Origin of the sequence: Streptomyces sp. TG1A-60 (genome assembly GCF_037201975.1) — a bacterium.
In the GTDB taxonomy this organism is placed as follows: Bacteria; Actinomycetota; Actinomycetes; order Streptomycetales; family Streptomycetaceae; genus Streptomyces.
On the sequence record NZ_CP147520.1, the window covers coordinates 3,647,353 to 3,660,049 of the forward strand.

Annotated in this window: 9 protein-coding genes, 1 tRNA gene and 1 pseudogene; 7 read left to right on the plus strand and 4 right to left on the minus strand. The window is 70.8% G+C overall.

Annotated features, from left to right (window positions below):
- Nucleotides 1-28 precede the first annotated feature (28 nt).
- Complete coding sequence (locus WBG99_RS15490; protein ID WP_338896869.1) at nt 29-757, minus strand: NRDE family protein; 729 nt, start codon at nt 755-757, stop codon at nt 29-31.
- 262 nt (nt 758-1,019) lie between these two features.
- On the opposite strand from WBG99_RS15490, the gene argJ reads away from it, so the two are divergent.
- The 7 genes from argJ (at nt 1,020) to WBG99_RS15525 (ending at nt 8,997) form a co-directional block, all read left to right on the plus strand.
- Nucleotides 1,020-2,174 carry a bifunctional glutamate N-acetyltransferase/amino-acid acetyltransferase ArgJ gene (gene argJ, locus WBG99_RS15495; protein ID WP_338896870.1) on the plus strand — a complete coding sequence of 385 codons (1,155 nt, stop codon included), beginning with the start codon at nt 1,020-1,022 and terminating at the stop codon, nt 2,172-2,174.
- A gap of 41 nt (nt 2,175-2,215) precedes the next feature.
- Nucleotides 2,216-3,319 (plus strand): GNAT family N-acetyltransferase, encoded by a 1,104-nt coding sequence (locus WBG99_RS15500; protein WP_338896871.1) that lies wholly within the window; start codon nt 2,216-2,218, stop codon nt 3,317-3,319.
- The gene (locus WBG99_RS15505; protein ID WP_338896872.1) at nt 3,316-4,560 is read left to right on the plus strand and encodes an ATP-grasp domain-containing protein; all 1,245 of its coding nucleotides are present in this window, start codon (nt 3,316-3,318) and stop codon (nt 4,558-4,560) included. The genes WBG99_RS15500 and WBG99_RS15505 overlap by 4 nt, the downstream gene beginning before the upstream one ends.
- Nucleotides 4,557-5,786 (plus strand): MFS transporter, encoded by a 1,230-nt coding sequence (locus WBG99_RS15510; RefSeq protein ID WP_338896873.1) that lies wholly within the window; start codon nt 4,557-4,559, stop codon nt 5,784-5,786. Before WBG99_RS15505 ends, WBG99_RS15510 begins: the two co-directional genes overlap by 4 nt.
- Before the next feature lie 135 nt (nt 5,787-5,921).
- On the plus strand, nt 5,922-6,716 hold the full coding sequence (locus tag WBG99_RS15515) for an enoyl-CoA hydratase/isomerase family protein (RefSeq protein ID WP_338896874.1): 795 nt from the start codon (nt 5,922-5,924) through the stop codon (nt 6,714-6,716).
- Nucleotides 6,713-8,101, plus strand: a complete 1,389-nt coding sequence (locus WBG99_RS15520) for an asparagine synthase-related protein (protein ID WP_338896875.1) — start codon at nt 6,713-6,715, stop codon at nt 8,099-8,101. Before WBG99_RS15515 ends, WBG99_RS15520 begins: the two co-directional genes overlap by 4 nt.
- A 20-nt stretch (nt 8,102-8,121) precedes the next feature.
- Nucleotides 8,122-8,997: a TauD/TfdA family dioxygenase gene (locus WBG99_RS15525; protein WP_338896876.1), complete on the plus strand. Its 876-nt coding sequence runs from the start codon at nt 8,122-8,124 to the stop codon at nt 8,995-8,997.
- 414 nt (nt 8,998-9,411) lie between these two features.
- Here WBG99_RS15525 and WBG99_RS15530 read toward each other — a convergent pair.
- The 3 genes and pseudogenes from WBG99_RS15530 to WBG99_RS15540 all read right to left on the minus strand — a co-directional run bounded on the left by WBG99_RS15530 (nt 9,412) and on the right by WBG99_RS15540 (nt 12,598).
- Nucleotides 9,412-9,485: transfer RNA gene (locus tag WBG99_RS15530), tRNA-Thr, on the minus strand.
- A 145-nt stretch (nt 9,486-9,630) separates the two neighbouring features.
- Complete coding sequence (locus WBG99_RS15535; protein ID WP_338896877.1) at nt 9,631-11,217, minus strand: alpha/beta hydrolase; 1,587 nt, start codon at nt 11,215-11,217, stop codon at nt 9,631-9,633.
- A 176-nt stretch (nt 11,218-11,393) separates the two neighbouring features.
- Nucleotides 11,394-12,598 (minus strand): annotated as a pseudogene (locus WBG99_RS15540) (DNA polymerase III subunit delta').
- Nucleotides 12,599-12,697: the final 99 nt, after the last annotated feature.

Sequence of the window (12,697 nt, forward strand, 5' to 3'; positions counted from 1 at the left end):
ATTCTCCCTATCGGTGGCTGCACACGGGCTAGCGATGGCTGCGCACGGGGCCGGCCATCCGGCGCCAGGTTCCGGCGCCCCGTGGATCTGCGGTGAAGTCGTAGGTGAGCCTGTCGTGGCCGACGCGGACGAGCGCGGCCGAGGTCGTGGCATAGGACCGGCCCGATTCGAGCCGGTCGACGAGCAGGGCCTCCTCGGCGGCCGGGAAGGGTTCGGGGCCTTCGAGCAGGGTCCGCCACACGTCGTCGGTCAGGCCAGGCAGTTGTGGCAGGAAGCGACGGACCCGCGCATGCCCCAGATCGTCGAGTCCGCCGTACGTCAGCATGTGGTCGCCCGGGTGCACGTCCTGCGCGCGCAGCCGGCGCCCGTCCCAACTGATCACCCGCGTCCGGCCGGGTTCGGCGTGCAGCAGATGGAAGCCCGGCAGATCGGTGACGTCGTGCCGGGTCGGCGCCCCGTCCGTGAGCATCCGCAGCGGCAGCACACCGCGGCTGCCGGGCTGCTCGGGCACCTCCCCCGGGCCGTTCACCAGGACCGCGACCGCCGGGCGGTCGGTCCGTACGGCGAGCCAGGTGCCGCCGGACACGAGGTCAAGGCCGCCGACGAGGTGCCGTTCGGGCCAGTGCCTGCCCGGCGCGGACCAAGGGCGATCCGTGAATTCGTCCCGAACGGCCGCCATCAGAACGCCCAACTCCGGGCGCGCGTGAACGCGAAGAAATACGGTGCACATCACTTCCCCCGTTGACCGGCACACCATCCCTCTGGGGCGCGAGCTTACATATTTATACAGTCCTTGCCCAGTGGCCCTAGGGCGGTCCGGCACACATCACACGACTGATGTGCCGTCAATTACCATGCCAATCTGGGATTTTTCTACCCTTTTCCGCGCCAGAGCTCCATCAGCAGACCAGGCAAAGTCTAGGTATCGTCATGTGGAGGCATGTATACTCTGTGAGTACGCAGGGTGCATACTCGGCGAGTACAAGGTGCTCGACGCGTCGACTGAAAGGGGTGATGACATGTCATCGCTGAGTCCACGTGGTTTCCGCAGCCGGACAGCGGCACTCGGGATCAAGGACGCTGCGGACGATTTCACCGTCGTCCTGTCGGAGGTTCCCGCCGCGGTGTCGGCGGTGTTCACGCGGTCCAGATTCGTCGGGCCCAGCGTGACGCTGAGCCGCGAGTCGACGGCGGCGGGCGAGGCCCGCGGCGTCGTGGTCATCGCCCGCAACGCCAACGTCGCCACCGGCGCCGAGGGCATGGCGAACGCCAAGGAGGTCCGGGCGACCGTCGCCGAGGCCGCCGGGCTCTCGCCGGAAGAGCTGCTGATCGCGTCCACGGGCGTCATCGGGCGCCAGTACCCGATGGACCGGGTCCGCAGCGGACTCTCCGAACTCCAGTGGCCCCTGCCGGAAGCGGACCTGCCGGCGGCCGCCAAGGCGATCATGACCACGGACACCGTCGCCAAGCACGTGGCGCTGCCGTGCGGTGACGCGACCATCGGCGCCATCGCCAAGGGCGTCGGCATGATCGAGCCAAACATGGCGACACTGCTGGTGTTCTTCTTCACCGACGCCCAGCTGGACCAGCCGGCCCTTGACCGCGTGTTCCGCCGGGTCGTCGACCGGACCTTCAACGCGCTGAGCATCGACACCGACACCTCCACGAGCGACAGCGCCGCGATCTTCGCCAACGGCCTGGCGGGCCCGGTCGACGAGGCCGAGTTCGAGTCCGTTCTGTACAAGGCCGCGCTGCAGCTCGTACGCAAGATCGCGTCCGACGGCGAGGGCGCCAGCAAGCTGATCGAGGTGCGGGTGGTCGGCGCCCGCGACGACGCGCAGGCCAAACAGGTCGGCAAGACCGTGGTCAACTCCCCGCTGGTGAAGACCGCCGTGCACGGCGCCGACCCCAACTGGGGCCGCGTCGCGATGGCGATCGGCAAGTGCGAGGACGACCTGGACATCGACCCGTCGCACGTGGTGATCCGCTTCGGGGAGACCGAGACCTACCCGGCGCCCGTGACCGACGAGGTCCTGGCCGCCGCCACCTCGCACCTGAAGGGCGACGAGGTCGTGATCACCATCGACCTCGGCATCGCGGCGGGCGAGTTCACCGTCTACGGCTGCGACCTCACCGACGGATACATCAGGATCAACGCCGACTACACGACCTGACGTTTCCCGACGGGAGAGGGACGCCAGGCGTCAGGGGGATCATGCAGAGCGGCGACAACGCGCTCCTGTCGTGGGAGCGCACCCCGGACATACCCGTGGACGACTGGGACCGCCTGGCGGGCCCGGACGATCTCTTCCTGTCCCACCGCTGGTTGAGGGTGGTGGAGGAGACCGCCCGGACCCCCATGCGGTACCTGAGCCTCAAGCGCGCAGGCGAGCCGGTCGCCGCGCTGGCCACGGCACTCGCGACGGCGGACGTGCCGTGGGTGGCCGGAAGGGTGGACCACCTTCTCGACCACTGCGTCACAGAGGGCTTCGACGGCGCGGCGGACTTCGCCCGCGGCCTGGACGGCGGTGCCGGCGCCCTGCTGCCCACCGTCCACTGCGGCGGCCGGCACGTCGGCCGCACCCGCCTGCTGCACACCGCCGGGCCGCGGCAGGCCCCGCGTGACGACGTGGAACTCCTCGTCGTGGAGGCGGAGAAGCTGGCCGCTGACACCGACTCCGCGTCGGTGTCCTTCCCGTACGTCGACGAGCGGGACACCACACTCACCGCGGTGCTGCGGGACCGGGGCTACTCCTCCTTCACCTCCGGCAACTACCACTGGCTGCCGGTCGACCCCGCCGGCTTTCCCGCCTACGCGGCGGCGCTGCCGCGCAAGCGCCGGCTCAGCGTGCTCAGCGAACGCGCCAAGGTCCGCGCGGCGGGCCTCGACATCACCCACGAGGCGGTCACACCGGAACTCAGCGGCAGGCTCGCCGAGTTGGAGGTGCAGCTCCTCGCCAAGTACGGCCTCGACTGGCCTGCCGAGCGGTCCGCCGCGGCCATCGCCACCGCCGCCGCCCGGTTCGAGGACGACGCCTCGGTGCTGCTCGGCCGGGCGGACGGCGACCTCCGCGGCTTCGCCCTGATGCTCCGCCGCGGCGACCAGTGGTACGCCCGCCAGTGCGGCTTCGACTACGGCTACCTCGGCAAGGTGCCGCTCTACTACGAACTCCTCTACTACTTCGCCGTGGAGCGCGCCGCCGAGCTGGGCGTCGCGACGATCCAGTACGGCATCGGCAGCGACACCGCGAAGCGCTCCCGCGGCTGCTCATCGACCCGGTTGAACTGCCACGTCCTGCCGTTGGGACAGCCCGGATGAGCCCGCAGGACACCTTCGTCGTGGTGGAGACCCAGCTCTCGCGCTTCGGACTGAGCCCCTTCGTCGCGGCGCGGGCCCTGGGCTTCCGTACCGTCTTCGTCGCCAGGGACCTTGGTCGCTACGCCGGGGCGACCGGGCCCGCCGACCTGGCCGACCACGTGGTTCAGGCCGACACCCATGACGCGGCGGCCCTCGTCGCCGCCGTCCGGTCCGCCGCGGGCACCGCCACCGTGCGCGGCATGTGCACCTTCACCGACTACAGCGTCCACGTGGTCGCCGAGGCAGCCAGAAAGCTCGGGCTGCCCGGCCTCTCACCGGAAGCGGCCCACCGGGCGCGCAACAAGCTGGAGACCCGCAGGGCGTGCACCAACGCCGGGGTGCCCGGGCCGCGCTTCGCCTGGACGGTCACCGAACAGGCCGCGGTCACCGCCGCCGACGACATCGGCTACCCCTGCGTGGTCAAGCCCGCCACCGAGGCGGGCAGCATCGGCGTACGGCTGTGCCGCAGCGCGGACGACGTACGAGCACACTTCCGCGCGCTGACGGCGCACGAGCGGGACTTCCGCGGCCAGGCCAAGCCCGTCGGAGCCCTGATCGAGGAGTACCTGATCGGCTACGAGCTGAGCGTGGAGTCCGTGCTCACGGGCGGGCGGCGCCGCACCATCGGCGTGGTCGACAAGGTCCTCGGGGGCCATCCGCACTTCGTCGAACTCGGGGAGAGCTTCCCGTCGATGCTCCCCGAAGCGGTGACCCGCGCGGCCTCCGAGACCGCGCACGCCGCGCTCGACGCCATCGGGCACGAATTCGGCGCGGCGCACGTCGAGCTGAAGGTGACCGCCACCGGCGTGAAGCTGGTGGAGATCAACGCACGTCCCGCCGGCGCGGAGATCACCCGGCTGATCCTCGAGGCCACCGGCACCGACCTGCCGCTCCAGGTCGTTAGGCTGCACGCGGGCCTGCCCGCCGACCTCGCCCCGCTGCGCAACAAGGCGGCGGCCTCGCGCTATGTCACGGCCGGCGCGACGGGCACCCTGCACGCCGTGCACGGCACCGAGCTGGCCCGCCGGGTCGCCGACCGTATCGACGTGGACCTAGAGGCCGAAGCAGGGGACGAAGTCCGCTCCCCCACCAGCAACATGGACGTCATCGGCCGGATCGTCGCGGTCGGCGACAGCGCCGCCGAGGCGGTGCGCCTGGCCGACGCCGCGCTCGGTCAGCTGCAGATCGAGGTGCGCCCGTGACCACGACGGACACCGCACCGCGCACGGGCCTGCGCGCGGTCCTTCCGCACGGCCGCGGGGTCGTCACGTTCGGACTGTCCAACCTGGTCAGCGCGTTGGGCACCGGCGTGTTCTACCCGTACACGCTGCTGTTCTTCCCCGCCCTGCTCGGCATCTCGCTCACGCAGGTCGGCACGGTCCTGAGCGTCACCGCCCTCGTCGCGCTGCCGGGGATGTTCTGGGTCGGGCGGCTCATCGACCGGCTCGGCCCGCGGACGGTGCTGATCGCGGCGGCGCTGCTGCGTGCCGCCGGGTTCATCGGCTACGTATCCATCCGCCACGTCGCGGCCTTCGCCCTGTTCAGCGTCCTCATCGCGCTGTGCAACCGGGCCGAGCAGGCAGCCTCGCCCGCCCTCGCCGTCGCCCTCGCGCCGGACGGCGAGCGCAACCGGTGGCTCGCGCTCACCCGCACCGCCTTCAACGCCGGTATCGGCGGCGGCGCCCTCCTGGGCAGCGCTCTGATCGTCGGCGGCGAGACGGCCCTGATGTGGCTCGGCCTTGCCAACGCGGCCGGCTTCCTCGTCGCCGGGCTCGTCCTGTGGCCGCTGCGGCCGCCGACGGTGCCGCCCGCCGATCGCGCGAAGCTCAGCCGCGGGCCGTGGCGCGACGGGGCGTTCCTCGTCGTCGTCGGGTTCAACTCCCTGCTGTGGCTGGTCGCGTTGGCGGTGGAGACCAGCATGTCCGCCTACCTGGTCGGCACGCTCGGCGCGCCCGCCTGGCTGGCGGGCACGCTGTTCGCCGTAAACACCGGCCTCCTCATGGTCTTCCAACTGCCGCTCGCCTCGCTCCTGGATCGCTGGGGGAACCTCACGGTGCTCCTCGCGGGGACGCTGCTCACCGCGGTCTTCCTCGTGGCCATGGCGCTGGGCGGCGCGCTCGGCGGCACCGCCCTCATCGTCCTGCTGCTCGTCGGCATGGTGATCTACACCGCGGGTGAACTGGCGGTCGCGCACGCGCGCTACGCCCTGCTCACCGATCTGCCGCCACCCTCCGAACTCGGCTCGTTCCTGGCGTTCAACCAGGTCGCCGTCGGGATCTCCGGTGCGCTGGTGCCGTTCGTCGTGGCCGCGTTGCTCGACTCGGCGCCCGCCGGGCTGTGGTGGCTCATGGCCGCACTCACCGTGGTGACCACGGTGGGGGTGCTGGCTGCGCGCCCGCTGCTGCTTGCGCGCGGCCAGAAACAATAAATGACCGTCCGAACCCGCGGCTCGTTCCCGCCTTTCGGCGCATAGATTCCAGAATTTCCGCTCACCCACAGGCGCTTTTGGTTCAGGCTGCCGTGATTCCGCCAGCAATCGAGCACACCCCTGGAGGCAGATTTCATGAGTGACCGCTACGACACCTTCGACTTCGGCGTCGCCGTGACGGACGGCGTCGCCCTGGTCGAGTTCGACGACACACATCGGCACAACCCGTGGTCGATGCCACGCATGGACGGGCTCACCCGGCTGCTCAAGGAGTTCTCCCAGGACGAACAGGTCCGCTCGGTCGTGCTGTTCAGCGGAGTCGGCCGGTCGTTCGGTGTCGGTGGCAGCTTCCACGAAACGGCGAAGTTCACCGGCGGCGAGGAGGTCGACGCATGGATAGACCAGGTCACCGACCTCTACGTCGCGGCCCTCCAGCTCGACCGGCCGCTGATCGCGGCGATCGACGGCTATGCCATCGGAATCGGCCTGCAGATAGCACTCTGCGCGGACTACCGGATCGGCAGCAGCCGCTGTGTCCTCAAGATGCCCGAATTCGAGCTCGGTATCGCGTGTACCTTCGGCGGTTTCATGCTGGAAACCGTCGCCAGCCGGGCCGTGGCACAGAAGATGCTGATGACGTGCGACGAATGGGACGCGCTGCAGTCGGAGCAGGACAACCTCCTGCACGAGGTCGTTCCGGCGGAGGCCCTGCGGGACGCGGCACTGCGCCGCGCCCGACAGGCCGCCGCGTTCACCCCGGCCGGCTTCCGTAAGACAAAGCCCTATCTCAACTCGAATTACATCGAAGGCCTTGAGCGGACCAGGGTGGCCGGAAAGCTGGCCCACCGGGCGGCGTTCGCCGCCGGCGAGGCGCAGCAGAAGATGAACCGCGTCATCGGCACGAACGCCCCGGCCGGAGCGGTCCGATGACCGGCGCGCCGTGGCTGGTCGTCTCGAACTGGCAGATACCCGGCTTCGACGAGGTCCTCTCCCCCACCGTCCTGGGCGAGGTGCGGGCGTACGCCTCAGGGCGCGCCCCCGTCACCGAGGGTTCCGGGATGACCTTCGCCGTCGAAGCGGCGGGCACGTCCCTGAACGTCGCGGCGGACCGGGTCCGGGTGACGACGTCGGCGTCCAACACCACCCCGGTGTACTTCGCGGAGGACGCAGCGACCGGACGGTTCATCGTCGGCACCGACCTGCCGACGACCGCCGCCGCCTACGCCTCGCTGACCGGGACGCCCGCGGCGCTGCGGGACGAGATCGGCGTACAGGAAGGGCCCCTGTCCGCCGTCGTCGGCGTCGAACGCCTGGAGCACCTCGTCGAACTGGAACTGCGCCGGGAGTCCGGGGCATGGCAGTGCACGCGCACCCGGCAGGCCGAACTCCCGGAACCCCCCGTCAAGTTCCGCGAGGCGCTCCTCGCCGGCCAGGCGCAGGTTCAGGCGCTGCGCGACGCCATCGCCGAGGCCCTGTCCACCGCGCCGGACGTCGGTGTCCTGGTGTCCGGCGGCGTCGACTCCGGGCTCGTGGCGGCACTGGTCGCGGAGACCGGCGCACCCACCACCGCCTACACCATCGGCACCGAGTGGGGCGACGAGTTCGACCACGCCGCCGAGGCGGCGCAGGCGGTGGGGCTCGACCTACGCGCGACCACGCTCGGGGCGGACGACGTCGTCGAGGCACTGCCGGCCACCGTGCGCGCGTTCGGCCACGGTGAGCCGCAGACGATCGCGATCGGCGTCGCCCTCGCTGCGTTCTGCCGGGGCGGGTACGCGGTGGAGCGGCTGCTGCTCACCGGCTACGGCTCGGACCTGCTGAACTCGGGGATGGCGACGACCGACGAGATCGGCGGGGACATCGGGGCCAAGGTCAGGGAGGCGGTGCACCGCACCCGCTACTCCTCGGAGTTCACCGCGGCGCTCGGCGACCAGGGCGGGCACCGGCTCACGCACCCGTACTGGCACGCCGGCGTCCTGGAGACCGCGCTTGCGACCGACCCGGCCGTGAAGACGTACCGCGGCAGGGAGAAGGGGCATCTGCGGTTCGCGGCCCGGGAGTTGCTGCCCGAGGACGTGGCCTGGCGCCCGAAGACGGCGATCCACCACGGCAACGGCCTCGGCGCCAATCTCGACCGGCTGGTCGACCAGCACACCGGCACGCCCGGCGGTACGGGCCTGGTCTACCGCGCCCTGCTCGCGTCGCAGATCGCCACCGCGTCTCAGAACCCCCTGGCCCTCATGACAGGCCGTGAGGCCTACGACCGCGCGGTCGCCCAGGTGGCCCGCGCTTCCTCCCAGCACATCACCCAGTGAAAAGTGAAAGGCGAAACACGATGACACAGTCCGGTTATGCGGCACTCACACCGTCCGGCTTCGGGGCCCTGTGGAACGAGGGCACCCAGGCCGACCCCGGGACCGTGCGGGAACTCGCGCTGGAGTCCGGCGTCGCGGTCGTCAAGGACCAGAAGTTCACCAAGGAGGAGTTCCGCGCGTTCGTCTCGGGCCTCGGCGACAAGGTGTCGTACGACGACGATGACGACAGCGTCGGCTACGGCTTCACGGACATCCTGCACCTGGACGGGACGCGCGAGGAAGGCAAGGTCATCACCGGCCGCGGCGGCCTCCCTCTGCACACCGACGGGGTGCTGCTCGGCACGCAGGTCGACCTGATCGTTCTGTACGCCGCCGAGGCGCGCGTGCAGCAGGACGGCGCGACCCTGGTGTGCGACCAGATCACGGCGTGGAAGGAACTCCCCGACCACCTGCGGGAGGTGCTCGACCGCGGCCACCTGGAGTACATGGCGACCGAGCGCGGCTACTTCACGAACGTCCCCGAGGGCTGGTACCGCATTCCCACGTTCCGTGACTACGGCCGGGTGACCTCGCTCAACCTCGCTCTGCCATTCCAGGCCGACGAGGCCCTTGCCAGCTGGAACGTCCGCGTGCCGGACGTGTCCGCGGAGGAGTCGGAGCGGTTCTTCGCCGACCTGCGCGCGCACCTCCTGTCGGACCGCTACCTGCACGAACACCGCTGGTCCGAGGGCGATCTCGTGGTCATCGACAACCAGCGCACCCTGCACGGCAGGCGCGGCCTCGCCGACTCCGCGAGCCGCAAGCTGCTGCGCGGCCAGGTGACGCTGGCCAAGGTGGAGGGCGCGCCCGGAGCCATCTCCAGCGGGAGCGCCGTACAGGAGACGCCGGCGCGGTAGGCCCGGGTGACGCCGGGCAGCTCACGTCGAGAGGCCGAACTCCCCGCTGGATTCGATGGCTATCAGTCACTTTCGCGACGATTGATGGTGACCTCGCGCCTCGCGGGACGACATTTCGCTCCGGAAACAGGGGCTGCCTCGTAGCGGTCCCGGACAACACCACACGCTCCTGTCCCGGCTGCCGCACGCGTACGGCAGCCGGGGTCGGCGCTGTCCACGAGTGGAGATCGAGGAGGAGCACGGCGGCTGGTTCATCCACCACGAGCCCGCCGACGACTACGGCACCCCCGACAAGATCCGTAAGTGAACCGCCCCGGGTTCGGTAGAGATCTCAGATCGTGGTGATGCCGAGTAGCCGAGGGGGATCTCACCCCTCGGCTACTCGGCAAAGGCCTGACCTGGGGTTCACCATAGAGCCGCCTTCGGGATTCGAACCCGAGACCTACGCATTACGAGTGCGTTGCTCTGGCCATCTGAGCTAAGGCGGCGGGCTGTCCGCACTATGGTGCGATCAGCAACGTCGGCAAGTCTACACAGTTTCCGGGGTGCTCCTGACCAAAGGGTCGGAGCGCCCCGGGGACAGGCCGGGGCGTCGGGCACCTCAGTCGGCAGTCAGGGGGCTGAGTAGCGCTGCTAGGAGGCTGAGCAGCGCTTTCCGTCGGTTGGGGGTGTACCGCGGAGGAGGTAGGTGTTGACCGTGGAGTCGACGCAGGTGCTGCCGCGGCCGTAGGCGGTGTGGCCGTCGCCGTCGTAGGTGAGGAGGTGGGCGGAGGCGAGCTGGGAGGCGAGTGCCCGGGCCCAGCGGTAGGGAGTGGCGGGGTCTCGGGTGGTGCCGACGACGACGATCGGGGCGGCGCCCTTCGCCTCGATGCGGTGCGGCACGCCCGTCGGCCTGACCGGCCAGTACGCGCAGTTCAGGGAGGCCCATGCGAGGGCCCGGCCGAAGACCGGGGAGGCCTTCTCGAACTCGGGAACGGCCCGTTCGACCTCTTCGGGGGTGCTGTAGGCGGCGGGGAGGTCGAGGCAGTTCACGGCGGCGTTGGCGTACATCAGGTTGGAGTAGGTGCCGTCGGGGTCGCGTTCGAAGTACCTGTCCGAGAGAGCGAGCAGGCCGGCGCCGTCATCCTCCTCGACCGCCTCGGTGAGGGCCTGGCGGAGTTGGGGCCAGGACCCCTCGTCGTACATCGCCGCGATCACGCCCGTCGTGGCCAGGGACTCGCCGAGCTGTCGGCCGTCGGCGTCACCGGTCGGGATGGGCCGCGCGTCGAGCCGCGCGAAGAGGGCGCTCAGGTTCTCGCCAACCTGCGCGGGCTTGCGCCCCAGCACGCAGTCCTTGCGGCGTACGCAGTCCTTCGCGAAGGACTGGAAGGCCGTCTCGAAGCCCGCCGTCTGCTCCTGGTTGAGCCGAGCGGCAGGCAACGACGGGTCCATCGCGCCGTCCAGGACCAGCCGCCCGACGCGCTCCGGGAACAGCCCGGCGTACGTCGCCCCGAGGAACGTTCCGTACGAGGCGCCGACGTACGTCAGTTTCTCGTCGCCCAGCACGGCCCGCAGGATGTCCATGTCGCGGGCCGCCTCGACCGTGGAGACGTGCCGCAGCAGCTTCGGCGACCGCGCCCCGCACCCCTCCGCGAACCGCTTGTACGCGGCGACCACCGCTGCCGTCTCCCCTGTGTCGTCCGGGGTGAGATCCGTCCGCGTGTACGCGTCCATCTGGCGGCCGGTGAGGCATTCGACCGGCTCGCTGCCGGCCACGCCACGGGGGTCGACGGCCACCATGTCGTACCGGGCGCGCACCTTGGCCGGGTAGCCGATGCCCGCGTATCTCTGCACATAGCCGACCGCCGACCCGCCCGGCCCGCCCGGGTTGACCAGGAGCGAGCCGAGCCGCTCGCCCGGGCCGGTCGCCTTCTTCCGTGAGACCGCCAGCTTGACGTGGCCCTCGCTCGGCTCGGCGTAGTCGAGGGGCGCCTTCAGCGTGGCGCACTGGAAGCCGGGGACCTCGCAGCTGCGCCAACTCAGCTTCTGCTCGTGGTACGGGGCCAGCGCCGACGGTGTCGAACGGGGAAGTGCGCCGAGGACGGGCCCCGCCTCCGCCGCCGTGTCCGCCGTGCGGGAACCGCCGGAGGAGCAGGCCGAGACGAGCAGCGCGGCGGCGGCGAGCAACGCGCCGCCGGTCCGCAGGGGCCGGTTCGGCCGGGGAGTACGCCAGGTGTGCATCTCGCGAGCGTAACCAGAAGCAACACTTCGGTCACGAACAGCGACGAAACCTCCTCGTACGAGTGACGCAGTCAACGCACGCACCACCGCTCCACGCCCAGCACCGCCCCGCCCCGCCCCGCCTCCGAGGACGGAACCTCCACTCCCGTCAGCCCGGGCCCGTCCCGCCCCACACGTCACCCGGCCCGCAACCCCATCGTCATCGCCTCCACGGCAAGCAAGGGCGCCACATTCCGGTCCAGCGCCTCCCGGCATGCCGCGATCGCGTCGATCCGCCGCAAGGTCGACTCCGGCGTACCACCCCGCGCCATCCGCTCCAAGGTGTCCTGGACCTCGACATTGGCGAGCGCGACCCGTGACCCCAACTGCAGGGCGAGCACATCCCGATAGAAACCGGTGAGCTCGCTCAGAGCGAGATCCAGACTGTCCCGCTGCGCCCTCGTCCGCCGTCGCTTCTGCTTGTCCTCCAGGTCCTTCATGACCCCCGCCGTACCGCGCGGCATCCGCCCGCCCTGCACCGCGCCCAGCGCCGCCTTCAGCTCTTCGGTCTCCTTGGTGTCGACCTCTTCGGCGAGCTGCTTCGACTCCTCCGAGGCCGCTTCCACCAGTTCCTGCGCGGCCTTGAGGCACCCACCGATCTCCTCGACCCGCAACGGCAGTCTCAGCACAGCCGCCCGCCGCGCCCGCGCCCGCGGATCGGTGGCCAGCCGCCGGGCCCGCTCGATGTGCCCCTGCGTGGCCCGCGCCGCCACGGCCGCGGCCTGCGGCTCGATCCCTTCCCGCCTTATGAGCATGTCCGCCACGGCGTCCACGGAGGGGGTGAGCAGCCCGACATGCCGGCACCGTGAGCGAATGGTCGGCAGCACGTCCTCCAGCGAGGGCGCGCACAGCAGCCACACCGTCCGCGGGGCGGGCTCTTCCACCGCCTTCAGCACCGCGTTGGCCGACTTCTCGTTCAACCGCTCGGCATCCTCGACGAGGATCACCTGCCAGCGCCCGTTCGCCGGCGACGTGAACGACTTGCGCACCGTGTCCCGCATGTCCTCGGCCAGGATCTGCGTGCCCACCGCGGCCACCGTCGTCACATCCGCGTGGGTCCCCACCAACGCCGTATGACACCCGTCACAGAATCCGCACCCCGGGCTCCCCCGAGCGCCCGGTCCGGGCTGACGCACTGCAACGCCGCCGCGAACGCCCGCGCCGCCGTCGTCCGCCCCGATCCCGGCGGGCCCGAGAACAGCCACGCGTGCGTCATCTTCGACGCCTCCGGAGGCGCGATGCGCTTCTCGGCCGCCGTGACGATCGCGTCCGCGTCCCGAGCAGCCGCGTCGAGCTGCGCGCTCAGCCGCTCCTGCCCCACCAGGTCGTCCCACACGGCCATGACCCACCACCCTCCCTCTCCCACGCCACCTCTCCGAGCCCCATTGTGCGCGAGCCCACCGACAATCCCGCCCGGCGTACGACCACCGCCCCGCTCCTG